The organism is Streptomyces sp. NPDC007872, from assembly GCF_042868165.1.
Taxonomy (GTDB): Bacteria; Actinomycetota; Actinomycetes; order Streptomycetales; family Streptomycetaceae; genus Streptomyces.
Genome location: NZ_JBIAEA010000006.1, coordinates 224,268 through 237,627, shown reverse-complemented (window position 1 = coordinate 237,627; position 13,360 = coordinate 224,268). Strand labels below are relative to the sequence as shown.

The window sequence follows — 13,360 nt, the reverse complement described above, 5'->3', positions numbered from 1 at the left end:
CGATCAGACGCCCGCCGCCCGGTGGGTGATCCGCCCGTCGAGGACCGTCAGCAGGACCGGCAGGTCCGGCAGGTCCGTCGCGGCCGTGGTCAGCGGGTCGCCGCCGAAGACGGCCAGGTCGGCGCGGTGGCCGAGGGCGATCCGGCCCGCCTCGTGCTCCTCGCCCGCCGCGTACGCCGGAGCCGTCGTCAGGCCCCGCAGCGCCTCCAGCGGCGTCAGCGCCTGCTCGGGGCCGTGCGGCGCCTGCCCGAGGTCGCGGCTCGGGCGCCGGTGCCGGGCCCCGGCCATCACGCCGAGCGGCGGGAACGGCGCGATCGGCCAGTCCGAGCCGAGGACCACGGTCGCCCCGGAGTCCAGCAGGTCCCGGCAGCGCCACGCGCGCGAGGCGCGCTCCTCGCCGAGCCGGCGCGACCAGTTGTCGGTGTGGTCGGCGCGGGTGAAGTCGCAGCAGTGGGTGGGCTGCATGGAGGCGAGGACGCCCAGCTCCGCGAAGCGGCGCAGGGTGTCGTCCGGGACGGTCTCGATGTGCTCGACCCGGTGCCGCACCCCTTCGCCGCCCGAGGCGCGCGCCTTCTCGACGGAGTCGAGGACGTGCCGGACGGCCGCGTCCCCGATGGCGTGCGTCGCGGTGGGCACGCCCGCCCGGTGCAGCTCGCCGACGATCCGGGTGTACGCCTCGGGGTCCGGCCAGAAGGCGTGCGTGGACTCGCCGTGGCAGTCGGGGCGCTCCAGCCACGCGGTGCCGTTGTCGATGGTCCCGTCCATGAAGAGCTTCACGCCGGCGACCCGCCACAGCGCCCCGCCGGTGCCCTGCCGCCCGATCAGCTCGCGCACGCCGTCGGCGTCGGTGCCGGGCTGGCACCAGGGCGCCACCCGCAGCCGCAGCGGCAGCTCACCGGCCGCGTCGAGCTCTCCGTACAGGGCGAGGCTGTCGCCGTTGGCGTCCATGGCGTGGCCGCCGGTCAGGCCCGCGGCGGCCATGGAGCGCAGCGCGGCCGCGAGCCGCTCCCGGCTCTCCTCGCGCGTCGGGCGCGGGGCGACCCGCTCGACCAGCTCGCAGGCGGCGTCCTCCTGGAGGAGGCCGGTGGGGCGCCCGTCGGCGTCGCAGACGACCTCGGCGGAGGCCTGGTCGAAGGTGCGGGGGCCGTCGACCCCGGCGAGTTCGAGGGCCCGGCGGCTGGCGAGGGCCGAGTGGGCGTCGAAGAGCAGCAGGAAGGCGGGCACCCCGTCGAGGACGGAGTCGAAGGGGGCGGTGCCGACGGGGTGGCCGCCGAAGACGTTCGGGTCGAGGCCCCAGCCGAACAGCCACGCCCCGCGCTCCAGGGTCCGCACCTCGCGGGCGAGGGCCTCCCGCACGTCGTCGAGGTCGGCGCAGTACGACAGGTCGAGGCCGTGCGTCAGCTCGGCGCCGCTGACGGGGTGCACGTGGCCGTCGACGAGCCCGGGGGTGACGACGGCCCCCCTGAGGTCGACGACGGTGGTGGCCGGCCCGGCGAGCGCGCGGATCTCGCGGTCGTCGCCCAGGGCCGCGATCCGGCCGTCCTCGGACACGGCGAGCGCGGTCTCCGGCAGGAACGCCCCCGTACCGGGGTCGAGCAGACGGGCGGAGAGCAGGACGAGACGGGTGCGCACGGGTGGCTCCAGGGGTGCGGGACGGTTCTTCGGCGGTACGGGTGTGGGTGTACGGGCACGGGGGCGGGCCGCGGGGGAGGGCGGAGGCGGGCCGTGAGGGAAGGCGGAAGCGCGTACAGGGGACGGGCCGCGGGGGAGGACGGAAGCGCGTACGGGGCGGCCCCGCGGGGAAGGCCGGTGCGGATCAGTCTGTACGCACCGGGCCCGCCCGGCGGGCCGACGTGCCGTACGACCGGCCGCTCAGTCCGGCACGGTCGGCGGCGGCGTCCCCGTCAGCGTCCCGGCCGCCAGGCCGAGCGCGCGTTCCGCCGTGGTGACGGCCATCCGGGTCACCGCCTCCGGCCGGTCGGTCCGGTCGGTGTTGGCGTGGGCGCCGAGGCCGTCGAGGACGACCAGGATCTGGATGGCCGCGGTGCGCGGGTCGTCCGTGCGGAACTCGCCCCGCTCGACGCCCTCGCGGATGAGCCCTTCGAGGCGGTCGTCGGAGGCGCGCTCCTGCTCGGCGACCCGGTCGCGCAGCACGGGCCGGTAGCGGCTGAGGTGCCGGGCGTTGATCCACAGGCGGCTGATGTCGTCGTACGCCTCCCCGGCCGAGAGGGCGAAGTAGCGCGCGAGGTACTGCGCGGGGGTGCCGTGCGGCCGCTCGGCGGGCAGCAGGGAGTCGAGCTCGCCGGTGGAGGCCACGGCGAACGCCTCGGCCACCAGCTCCTCCGCCGAGGGGAAGTAGTGGCTGATCAGGCCCGGCCGCACGGCCAGCTCCTCGGCGATCCGCCGCAGGGTGACGCATTCCAGGCCCTCGGTCAGGGCGACCCGGGCCGCGGTCTCCACGATCTCCGCCCGCCGGGCCTCCGGAGTTTTCCGAACGCGCTTGCGCTCGACGCTTGACGACATACCGGGGATGCTATTGAGTGTGCGACCAATAAGCAACCAGGTGGGCACCACACGCTTCCGGAGGGCCGCATGGCTTCCACGATCCCCGACCAGAACCCGGCTCCCCGGGCCGCACAGGTCACCCCTCCGGCCGCCGACCGGCCCGGCCGCATCGAGGCCCACGGCATCGACCACATCCCCGACGAGGAGCGCCACGGACACCCCCGCGAGCTCTTCTCCGTGTGGGCCGCGGCGAACGTCAACTACCTGAGCCTGGTCATCGGCGGCGCCCTCGTCCTCATGGGCCTGAGCCTCTGGCAGGCCCTCGGCGTGATCGTCGTGGGCAACCTCTTCTGGCTCCTCACCGGACTGCTCGCCACCTCCGGTCCGGCCGCCGGCGCGCCCAGCGAGGTGATCACCCGGGCCGTCTACGGCGTCCGCGGCAACCGCGTGAACAACGCGATCGGCGGCTGGCTGGTCTCCGTCTGCTACTTCGCCCTCAACCTGGCCGCCGCGGCCACCGCCGCCTTCGCGCTCGTGGAGAAGGCCGGCGCCGCGGTCACCGTCCCCGTCGAGGTGGCCGTCGTCGTGGTGATCGCCGCCCTCACGCTGGTCATCAGCGTCTACGGGCACGGCCTGATCATCAAGCTGTACCTGCCGATCACGCTCGCCCTCGCCGCGGCCTTCGCCGTCGTCGCGTTCGCCGTCCTGCGCCACGCCGACTTCTCGTACGCCCCCGCCGCCCGCCTCTCCGGCGCCGAGCTGTGGTCGCTGCTCCTCGCGGGCACCACGATGATCGCCTCGGGCCCGCTCTCGTACACCACGAGCGCCGACTTCTCCCGCTACCTGCCCCGCACCGCCTCGAAGAAGGCGATCGCCGGCTGGACCGCCCTCGGCGCCTTCCTGCCCAGCGTCGCCGTCTGTGCGCTCGGCGCCCTCGCGGCCACCGCCGTCGACATGACCGATCCGCAGACCGCGCTCCAGGAGATCCTGCCCGGCTGGTTCGTGCCGGTCTTCCTGCTCGCCCTGGTCCTCGGCACCATCGCCATCAACGCCCTGACCGCCTACAGCGCCGGACTCGCGCTCCAGGCCGTCGGCCTGCGCGTCCGCCGCTCCGTCAGCGTCCTCCTCGACGGCGCCGTGGCCGTCGCCCTCACCCTGTACGGCGTGCTCGTCTCCCACTTCCTGGAGACCGTGAGCAACGCCCTCCAGGTGATCACGGTCCTGGTCGGCCCGCTCATGGCGGTGTACGCCACCGACGTCCTGCTGCGCCGCTGCCGCTACGACGGCGTCGCGCTCTCCGACGAGACCCCCGGCGGCCCCTTCTGGTACACCGCCGGGGTCAACCGGGCCGGGGCACTCGCCCTCGTCGCCGGCGTCGCCGCCGCGTCCCTCTGCGTCGACACCCTCTACACCGGGCCCGTGGCCACCGCACTCGGCGGCCTCGACCTCTCCCTGCCCGTCGGCATGGGCGTCTCCGCCGCCCTCTACGCCCTCCTGATGCGCGGCGACCGCACGGTGCTCGCCGCCCGCGCGGCCGCCTGACCGGTCCTTACGTCAGGTCCGGGCCGCTGCCGCTTCGATCAACCCCCGCATCACCCGCGTGTCCTCGCCCATCTCCGGGTGCCACTGCACGCCGAGGGCCCAGGCCGGCGCGGCCAGTTCCACCGCCTCCACCGTGCCGTCCTCCGCGTGGGCCGAGGCCGCGAGCCCCGCGCCCAGCCGGTCCACGGCCTGGTGGTGGTAGGTCGGGACCTCGGCCGGCTCCGGGACCAGGGAGGCGTAGAGGCTGCCCGGCACCGGCTCGACCTTGTGCCGGCCGATCACCCCGACCGCCTCCGCGTGCCCGTCCAGGTGCTGCACCAGCGTGCCCCCGAGCGCCACGTTGAGCAGTTGCATCCCCCGGCAGATGCCCAGGAGCGGGGTGCCGGAGGCCAGGGCCGCGTCGATCAGGGCAAGCTCCCAGGCGTCCCGCTCCCTGGCCGGAGGGCCGGTACGGGGGTCGGGCTCGGCCCCGTACCGCACGGGCTCCACGTCCGCCCCGCCCGCCACGACCAGGCCGTCGAGCCGGGCCACGACCGCCGCGGCGGCGGCCGGTCCGTCCGGCGGGAGCATCACCGCGAGCCCCCCGGCCTCCCGTACGAGCCGGGGGTACGCGGCGGGCAGCAGCGCGGCCTCCATGTCCCACACGCCCCAGCGGGCCCGGTTCAGATAGGTGGTCACGCCGATGAGCGGCTCGGACACCACAGTTCCTCCAAGGGGGTCGGGACGACGTCAGCCGCGTTCGAGTTCGGCCTCGGCCGCGGCGAGCGCCGCGAACTCCTCCTCGGGCGCCTTCGCCACCAGGTGGTGCCGACTGTAGAACGCGAAGTAGGCGAGGGCGATCACGTACACCCCGAGCGCCATGAGCGCCGCCGTCCGGTCCACCAGGAAGGTCGCCACCAGGGCCGACAGGGCCAGGACGAGGGCCGTCGACGAGGTCGCGATCCCGCCGGGCGTGCGGTACGGCCGGTGCAGGTGCGGCTCGCGGCGGCGCAGCACGATGTGCGAGAGCGCCATCAGGGCGTACGAGATGGTGGCGCCGAAGACCGCGATGTTCAGCATCCGCGCCCCGTTCCCCGTCCCGGCCGCGAGCGCGAAGCCGATCGCGCCCGGGATGAGGAGCCCCAGGTAGGGCGACTTGCGGCGGCTGGTCAGGGAGAGGAAGCGGGGCAGGTAGCCCGCCCGGGAGAGGGCGAACAACTGGCGCGAGCCGGCGTAGATGAGGGAGAAGAAGGAGGCGACCAGACCGGCCAGGCCCGCGTAGTTCACGAACCGGCTGAGCGCCGTCGGCTCCCCGTCGCCCTGGAGCGCCACGACCAGCGGGTTCCCCGCCTCCTGGACGGCCGCCGAGCCGCGCGCCCCGGTGGCGGCGAAGAAGGTCATGACGGCGAGCAGCACCAGGACGCCGAGCGAGATCGCCAGCGCCCTCGGCATGGACCGGACCGGGTCCTTCGCCTCCTCGGCGGCCAGCGGCACGCCCTCGACGCCGAGGAAGAACCACATGCCGAAGGGGAACGCGGCCCAGATCCCGAGCAGGCCGAACGGCAGCCAGGAGTTCGAGCCGAACGCCTCGCCGTCCACCGGGATGTCGTTCAGGCCGTCCACGTGGAAGTCGGTGAACGCGCCGAGCGCGAAGACGACCAGGGCCGCGACCGCGATCGCCGTCACGACCAGGCTGAACCGCAGCGCCTCGCCCACGCCCCACAGGTGGATCCCGATGAAGAGCGCGAAGCAGACCAGGTAGACCGGCCAGCCGGACTCCAGGCCGAAGAGCCCGAGCGACTCGACGTAGTCGCCGATGAAGATGGAGATCGCGGCGGGGGCGAGGACGTACTCGATGAGGATCGCGGTGCCGGTGAGGAAGCCGCCCCAGGTGCCGAGCGCCCGGCGGGCGAAGCCGTAACCGCCGCCCGCCGTGGGCAGGATGGCGGAGAGCTCGGCGAGCGCGAAGACCAGACAGGCGTACATCGCGCCCATCAGGACGGTGGCGACGGCGAGCCCGCCGAAGCCGCCCTTCGACAGGCCGATGTTCCAGCCGGAGAAGTCCCCGGAGACGACGTAGGCGACGCCGAGGCCGGTGAGCAGCAGCCAGCCGGCGCTGCCGCGGCGCAGCGCGCGCCGCTCCAGGTAGTCGTCCTCCGGCGGGGCTCCGGACGTCTTCCCGTCCCCGGGTGTCTTCCCGGACGTGCTCCCGGTCGTGTCTTCGAGCGTCATGGCAGCGTCAGCTCCCCGCAACGGGCCCAATGGATTGAGGCCATACCTTTGCGCCGCCCCGGCGGGAACGCAACCCCCGTGCGTTACTTTCGGGTTACGGGACCCCTTCGTGCGGCCCGGACGCCGCTCACGTCAGGAAGCCCCGCAGCAGCGCCGCCGTGCCCGCGCAGTGCTCCCGCATCACCTCGCGCGCCGCGTCCGCGTCCCCGTCGAGGACCGCCTCCACGAGCGCGGTGTGCTGGTGCTGGGAGTGCTCCAGGTTCCGCACGAGCAGCGGGATGCAGTCGAGCAGGTCGTTCACCGTCGCCCGGACCGCCGCGTACTGAGCCGTCAGGGTCGGCGAGCCGGACAGCTCCGCGAGCGTGAGGTGGAGCAGGGTGTCCTGGCGCCGGTAGTCGCCGAGCGGGGCGTCGTGGGTCGCCGCGAGGGCGGACCGCAGCCGCCCGGCGCCCGCCGCGTCGAGGCCGTGGGCCGCGCACAGCCCGGCGGCCCCCACCTCCAGGACCTCGCGGAAGCGCAGGGTGTCCTCCATGTCGACCGAGGCGATCCGGCGGCGCAGCTCGTCCTCGTCGCCCGTCCGCACCCGGGGCAGCACGAACGTCCCGCCGTACCGGCCGCGCCGGCTCTCCACGAGCCCCTGCTCCTGGAGGACCTTGAGGACCTCGCGCAGGGTCACCCGGCTGATCCCCATCCGGTCGGCCAGCTCCCGCTCGGCGGGCAGCCGCTCCCCGTCCGGCACCAGGCCGAGCCGCACCACCTGGAGGATCTGCTCCAGGGCCTCCTCGAACCCGTTGCCCGCCCGCACCGGCCGCAGCACGGGCGTCAGCCGGTCCGCCGGTCCACTCGTACTGGCCACGTTCTCGTTTCCTTTCCTCCGGTACTTCCCAAGCAATGGTCTTCCGCAATACCTTATGGCTCCCGGCAGGCCGAAGGAGGAGCAATCCCGTGGCAGACCGCACACCCCCGCTCGACGTCGAGGAGCTGCGCGCCCTCGTCGCGAGCGGCGAGATCGACACCGTAGTCCTCGCCTTCCCCGACATGCAGGGCAGGCTCCAGGGCAAGAGGTTCGCCGCGCAGTTCTTCCTGGACGACGTCCTCGGCCACGGCACCGAGGGCTGCAACTACCTCCTGGCCGTCGACACCGAGATGAACACCGTCGACGGCTACGAGATGTCCTCCTGGGACCGCGGCTACGGCGACTTCGCCATGCACCCCGACCTCACCACCCTCCGCCGCGTCCCCTGGAACGAGGCCACCGCCATGGTGACGGCCGACCTCGCCTGGGGTGACGGCACCCCCGTGGTCGCCGCGCCCCGCCAGATCCTCCGCCGCCAGCTCGAACGCCTCGCGGAGCACGGGCTCACCGCCCACGTCGGCACCGAGCTGGAGTTCATCGTCTTCAAGGACACCTACGAGCAGGCCTGGGACGCCAATTACCGCGGCCTCACCCCCGTCAACCAGTACAACGTCGACTACTCCGTCCTCGGCACCGGACGCGTCGAACCCCTCCTGCGCCGCATCCGCAACGAGATGACCGCCGCCGGACTGACCGTCGAGTCCGCCAAGGGCGAGTGCAACCCCGGACAGCACGAGATCGCCTTCAAGTACGACGAGGCCCTCGTCACCTGCGACCGGCACGCCGTCTACAAGACCGGCGCCAAGGAGATCGCCGCCCAGGAGGGCTGCTCGCTCACCTTCATGGCGAAGTACAACGAGCGCGAGGGCAACTCCTGCCACATCCACCTCTCCCTCCAGGACGCCGAGGGCACGAACGTGATGGCCGGGGACGACGAGCACGGCATGTCCGCGACCATGCGGCACTTCCTCGCCGGACAGCTCGCCGCCCTCCGCGACTTCTCCCTCCTCTACGCCCCCAACGTCAACTCCTACAAGCGGTTCCAGCCCGGCTCCTTCGCCCCCACCGCCGTCGCCTGGGGCCACGACAACCGCACCTGCGCCCTCCGCGTCGTCGGCCACGGACGCTCCACCCGCTTCGAGAACCGCCTCCCCGGCGGCGACGTCAACCCCTACCTCGCCGTCGCCGGCCTGGTCGCCGCCGGCCTCCACGGCATCGAGCAGCGCCTCGAACCGCCCGAGCCCTGTACGGGCAACGCCTACGCCGCCGACTACGCCCACGTCCCCACCACCCTGCGCGAGGCCGCCGAACTCTGGGAGACCAGCGAGATCGCCAAGGCCGCCTTCGGCCCCGAGGTCGTCGCCCACTACCGCAACATGGCCCGTGTCGAACTCGACGCCTTCGACGCCGCGGTGACCGACTGGGAACTGCGCCGCTCCTTCGAACGCTTGTGAGGAAAGAGTTGCTCCAGGTACTGAACCCGGCGACCGAGGAACACGTCGCCCACGTCCCCGCGGCCACCCCCGCCGACGTCGACGCCGCCGTCGCCCGGGCCGCCGCCGCCCAGCGGGGCTGGGCCGCCGCCGCACCCGCCGACCGCGCCCGGCTGCTCCGCCGCTTCGCCGCCGCCGTCGACGGACACACCGAGGAACTGGCCCGCCTGGAGGTCACCGAGGCCGGCCACACCCTCGGCAACGCCCGCTGGGAGGCCGGCAACGTCCGCGACCTGCTCGACTTCTCCGCCGGGGGAGTGGAGCGCCTCAACGGACGCCAGATCCCGGTGGCCGGCGGCCTCGACGTCACGATCCTCGAACCCCTCGGGGTCGTCGGCGTCATCGCTCCCTGGAACTTCCCGATGCCGACCGCCGCCTGGGCCACCGCGCCCGCCCTCGCCGCCGGCAACGCCGTCGTCCTCAAGCCGGCCGAGACCACCCCGCTCACCGCGCTCCGCCTCGCCGAACTCGCCCTGGAGGCGGGCCTGCCCGAGGGACTCTTCCAGGTCCTCCCCGGCACCGGCCCGGTCGCCGGGAACGCCCTCGTCGAACACCCCGGCGTCGCCAAGATCGTCTTCACCGGTTCCACCCGGGTCGGCAAGTCCATCATGGCCAAGTGCGCCGACCGGGTGAAGCGGGTCACCCTCGAACTCGGCGGCAAGAGCCCCAACGTCGTCTTCGCCGACGCGGACCTCGAAGCCGCGGCCGCCGCCGCCCCCATGTCCTTCCTCGACAACAGCGGCCAGGACTGCTGCGCCCGCACCCGCATCCTCGTCCAGCGCGGCGCCCACGACCGCTTCCTGGAGCTGCTCGCCCCCGCGATCGAGGAGATCGTCGTCGGCGACCCCTCCGACGAGCGCACCCAGATGGGCCCGCTCATCTCCCGGGCCCAGCTCGACCGCGTCCGCTCCTACGTCCCCGACACCCTCGAAGGGATCCGGGGCAAGGCGCCCGAGGGCCCCGGCTTCTGGTTCCCGCCGACCGTCCTCACCGGCCTGCCCGAGGACGCCCCCTGCGCCGTCGACGAGGTCTTCGGACCCGTCGCCGTCGTCCTCCCCTTCGAGGACGAGGCCGACGCGATCCGGCTCGCCAACGCCACCGAGTACGGCCTGTCCGGCTCCATCTGGACCCGGGACGTCGGCCGCGCCCTGCGCGTCTCCCGCGCCGTCCGCGCCGGCAACCTCTCCGTCAACTCCCACTCCAGCGTCCGCTACTGGACCCCGTTCGGCGGCTACCAGCAGTCCGGCCTCGGCCGCGAACTCGGCCCCGACGCCCTGACCGCCTTCACCGAAACCAAGAACGTCTTCATCAGCACGGAGGCCTGAACCGCATGACCACCGAAGAGAACATCTGCCGCCGTCTGGTCGGCCGCACCGCCGTCATCACCGGTGCCGGCAGCGGCATCGGCCTCGCCACCGCCCGCCGCCTCGCCTCCGAGGGCGCGAACGTCGTCTGCGGCGACATCGACGAGACCGCGGGCAAGGCCGCCGCCGAGGAGGTCGGCGGCACCTTCGTACGGGTCGACGTCACCGACCCCGAGCAGGTCGAGGCGTTGTTCAAGACCGCCTTCGACACCTACGGCTCCGTCGACGTCGCCTTCAACAACGCCGGCATCTCGCCCCCCGACGACGACTCCATCCTGGAGACCGGCCTGGAGGCCTGGAAGCGCGTCCAGGACGTCAACCTCACCTCCGTCTACCTCTGCTGCAAGGCCGCCCTGCCCTACATGCGCCGCCAGGGCCGGGGCTCCATCATCAACACCGCCTCCTTCGTCGCCCTCATGGGCGCCGCCACCAGCCAGATCTCCTACACCGCCTCCAAGGGCGGCGTGCTCGCCATGTCCCGCGAGCTGGGCGTCCAGTTCGCCCGCGAGGGCATCCGCGTCAACGCGCTGTGCCCCGGGCCCGTCAACACCCCGCTCCTCCAGGAGCTGTTCGCCAAGGACCCCGAGCGGGCCGCCCGCCGCCTCGTCCACATCCCCGTCGGCCGCTTCGCCGAGGCCGACGAGATCGCCGCCGCCGTCGCCTTCCTCGCCAGCGACGACTCCTCCTTCGTCAACGCCACCGACTTCCTCGTCGACGGCGGCATCGCGGGCGCGTACGTGACGCCCCTCTAGCAGCCACCCCTCCGACAGCCGGGCGTCGCAAGGCGCCCGGCTGTCCGCGTACCGACAGGAGCCTGTCCGTGAACCACCGCCTCCGCACGTCCGCCGCCGTCGCCGCGCTCGCCCTCGCCGCGACCACCCTCGTCTCGGCCGCCCCGGCACAGGCGAAGCACCGCCCGTGCCCCACCCTGAGCGTCTCCGGCGGCTGGTACGGCGACAACAAGGCCCGGCTCGACCGCCTGATCGCCGGCCACTGCGCCGACGCGAGGACGAAGGGCCGGAAGCCCCTCGCCGTCTTCGACTGGGACAACACCGTCATCAAGAACGACGTCGGCGACGCCACCCTCTACTGGCTCCTGCGCAACGACCGCGTCCGCCCGCCCCGGAACGACGACTGGTCCACCACCAGCCGCCACCTCACCCCCGCCGCCGCGACCGCCCTCCGCGCGGCCTGTCCCACCGGCGTGCGCACCCTGCCCACCGCCACCGACACCCGCTGCGCCGACGAGATCCGCTCCGTCTACTCCGACGGCGCCACCACCGGCGGGGCGGCCGCGTTCGCCGGCTTCGACCACCGCCGGACGGAACCCCAGTACGCCTGGCTGGCCCAGCTCCTGCGCGGCTGGACCGTCCGCGAGGTCGAGTCCTTCGCGGCCGCCGCCCGCGCCGAGAACCTCGCCGCCCCGCAGGGCGCCACCCAGCGGGTCGGCACCGCCCGGGTCACCGGCTGGGTCCGCCACTACGACCAGCAGCGCGACCTGATCGACACGCTCCGGCGGGCCGGATTCGACGTCTGGATCGTCTCCGCCTCGCCCGAGCCCGTCGTCGACGTCTGGGCCCGGGGCGTCGGCATCGACCCCTCGCACGCGATCGGCATCCGCAACACCACCGAACACGGCCGGCTCACCGCCCACTTCCAGGGCTGCGGCACCGTCCGGGACGGCGAGGACACGATGATCACCTACATCGACGGCAAGCGCTGCTGGATCAACCGGGAGATCCTCGGCGTCCGGGGCCCCGCCGCCGAACGCGTCCAGCCCGCCGCCCGACGCCAGGTCCTCGCCGCCGGGGACTCCGACACCGACGTCACCTTCCTGCGGGACGCCACCGGGCTCCGCCTGGTCCTCAACCGCAACAAGGACGAGCTGATGTGCCGGGCGTACGAGAACGGCGACGGGCGCTGGCTCGTGAACCCCGTGTTCATCGAGCCGAAGGCCCGGAAGACCACCCCGTACCCCTGCGCCACCACCGGCCACACGGCGGGCGACGGCACGGCGGGGCCGGTCCGGCGGGCCGACGGCAGCGTGATCCCGGACCAGGAGGACACGGTGTACTAGCGGTGCACCGGAGGCCGGCCGCTAGAGAAAGGTGCGGCCCTCGCCCCGGTACGTCGGCACGGTCGCCGTGATCCGGTCGCCCTCGACCAGGTGCAGGCTCTCGAACCGCTCGCACAGCTCGCCGGCCTTCGCGTGCCGGAACCACACCTTGTCGCCGATCCGCAGGTCGTCGGCCGGCGAGCCGAGCAGCGGGGTCTGCACCTCGCCGGCCCCCTCCCGCGGGTCGTACCGCAGCCCCTCCGGCAGGTACGGCACGGGCAGCCGGTCCGGGCCCGCCGCCCCGGAGGCCGGATAGCCGCCGCCGAGCACGGTCACCACGCCCACGCCCGGCCGCCGGACCACGGGCTGCGCGAAGAGCGCGGCGGGCCGGCCGCTGAAGGAGGTGTAGTCGTCGAAGAGGCGCGGCACGAAGAGGCCCGAACCGGCGGCGATCTCCGTCACCGCGTCCTCGGCGGCCGTGTGCTGCACGCTGCCGGTGCCGCCGCCGTTCACGAACTCCAGGTCCGGCGCCACCGCCCGCACGGCCCGCACCACGGCCGCCCGGCGCTCCGCCAGCTCCCCGCGGGCGGCGGACTGCATCAGCCGGACCGCCCGCGACCGCAGCGGCCGGCCCGCGACCGCGTCCCCGACCCCCGCGACGTGCCCCTCGTACGCCATGATCCCGACCAACCGGAACCCCGGCCGCCGACCCACCGAGCGGGCCAGCTCCGCCAGCTCGGCGGGCTCCCGCAGCGGGGAGCGGCGGGCGCCGATCCGGATCCGGCCGCCGAGCAGGCTGAGCGCGGTGTCCAGCTCCAGACAGACCCGGACCTCCTCCGTCCCGCCCGCGCGGGAGGCGTCGATCAGATCGAGCTGCGCCACGTCGTCCACCATCACGGTCACGGCGGCGGCGAGCTTCGGGTCCCGTGCCAGCTCCCCGAACCCGGCGCGGTCCGCCGACGGGTACGCGAGCAGGACGTCCTCGAACCCGGCCCGCGCCAGCCACAGCGACTCGTCGAGCGTGAACGACATGATCCCGGCGAAGCCCTCCCGCGCGAGCGCCCGCTCCAGGAGCGCCCGGCACCGCACGGACTTGCTCGCCACGCGTACGGGCTTGCCCCCGGCCCGGCGCACGAGGTCCGCCGCGTTGGCGTCGAAGGCTTCGAGGTCGACGATCGCCACGGGCGCGTCGAGGTGAGCGGTGGCCCGGTCGTAACGGGCCCGGTCGCCGGCACGGGGAGTCATGGCCCGAGCTTGCCAGACAGGTTTACGGGTGGGTAGCCCCTGAGTTCCCGTGCGGCGGGGAACAGCCCGTAGAGTGACGGGCATTGTC

The 13,360-nt window shown here is 73.9% G+C and carries 11 protein-coding genes; 5 read left to right on the top strand and 6 right to left on the bottom strand.

Annotation, left to right across the window (positions count from 1 at the left end; all coding sequences use genetic code 11):
• Positions 1-3: 3 nt before the first annotated feature.
• Positions 4-1,632 (bottom strand): amidohydrolase, encoded by a 1,629-nt coding sequence (locus tag ACFYNX_RS22965; protein ID WP_388663688.1) that lies wholly within the window; start codon positions 1,630-1,632, stop codon positions 4-6.
• Between the two features lie 240 nt (positions 1,633-1,872).
• On the bottom strand, positions 1,873-2,523 hold the full coding sequence (locus ACFYNX_RS22960) for a TetR/AcrR family transcriptional regulator (protein WP_388663686.1): 651 nt from the start codon (positions 2,521-2,523) through the stop codon (positions 1,873-1,875).
• Between the two features lie 69 nt (positions 2,524-2,592).
• Here ACFYNX_RS22960 and ACFYNX_RS22955 point away from each other — a divergent pair, with 69 nt between their 5' ends.
• The gene (locus ACFYNX_RS22955; protein WP_365539979.1) at positions 2,593-4,047 is read left to right on the top strand and encodes a cytosine permease; all 1,455 of its coding nucleotides are present in this window, start codon (positions 2,593-2,595) and stop codon (positions 4,045-4,047) included.
• Positions 4,048-4,059: 12 nt separating this feature from the next.
• Here ACFYNX_RS22955 and ACFYNX_RS22950 read toward each other — a convergent pair whose 3' ends face one another.
• The 3 genes from ACFYNX_RS22950 to ACFYNX_RS22940 form a co-directional block, all read right to left on the bottom strand.
• Positions 4,060-4,746 carry a gamma-glutamyl-gamma-aminobutyrate hydrolase family protein gene (locus tag ACFYNX_RS22950; RefSeq protein WP_365539978.1) on the bottom strand — a complete coding sequence of 229 codons (687 nt, stop codon included), beginning with the start codon at positions 4,744-4,746 and terminating at the stop codon, positions 4,060-4,062.
• Positions 4,747-4,776: 30 nt separating this feature from the next.
• Entirely contained in the window at positions 4,777-6,258 is a 1,482-nt protein-coding gene (gene eat / locus ACFYNX_RS22945; RefSeq protein ID WP_388663683.1) for an ethanolamine permease, read from the bottom strand.
• 127 nt (positions 6,259-6,385) lie between these two features.
• A complete protein-coding gene (locus ACFYNX_RS22940) occupies positions 6,386-7,114 on the bottom strand; it encodes an FCD domain-containing protein (RefSeq protein ID WP_365539976.1) in 729 nt (242 codons plus the stop codon).
• Between the two features lie 89 nt (positions 7,115-7,203).
• Here ACFYNX_RS22940 and ACFYNX_RS22935 point away from each other — a divergent pair, with 89 nt between their 5' ends.
• The 4 genes from ACFYNX_RS22935 (at position 7,204) to ACFYNX_RS22920 (ending at position 12,048) form a co-directional block, all read left to right on the top strand.
• Positions 7,204-8,568, top strand: a complete 1,365-nt coding sequence (locus tag ACFYNX_RS22935) for a glutamine synthetase family protein (protein ID WP_388663681.1) — start codon at positions 7,204-7,206, stop codon at positions 8,566-8,568.
• An 8-nt stretch (positions 8,569-8,576) separates the two neighbouring features.
• Entirely contained in the window at positions 8,577-9,932 is a 1,356-nt protein-coding gene (locus tag ACFYNX_RS22930) for an aldehyde dehydrogenase family protein (protein ID WP_388663679.1), read from the top strand.
• A gap of 5 nt (positions 9,933-9,937) precedes the next feature.
• Positions 9,938-10,723: a 3-oxoacyl-ACP reductase gene (locus ACFYNX_RS22925; protein WP_388663677.1), complete on the top strand. Its 786-nt coding sequence runs from the start codon at positions 9,938-9,940 to the stop codon at positions 10,721-10,723.
• Between the two features lie 68 nt (positions 10,724-10,791).
• Entirely contained in the window at positions 10,792-12,048 is a 1,257-nt protein-coding gene (locus tag ACFYNX_RS22920; RefSeq protein WP_388663675.1) for an HAD family hydrolase, read from the top strand.
• A gap of 21 nt (positions 12,049-12,069) precedes the next feature.
• On the opposite strand, the gene ACFYNX_RS22915 is transcribed toward ACFYNX_RS22920, so the two are convergent.
• Positions 12,070-13,272: an amino acid deaminase/aldolase gene (locus tag ACFYNX_RS22915; protein ID WP_125665443.1), complete on the bottom strand. Its 1,203-nt coding sequence runs from the start codon at positions 13,270-13,272 to the stop codon at positions 12,070-12,072.
• Between the last annotated feature and the right edge of the window lie 88 nt (positions 13,273-13,360).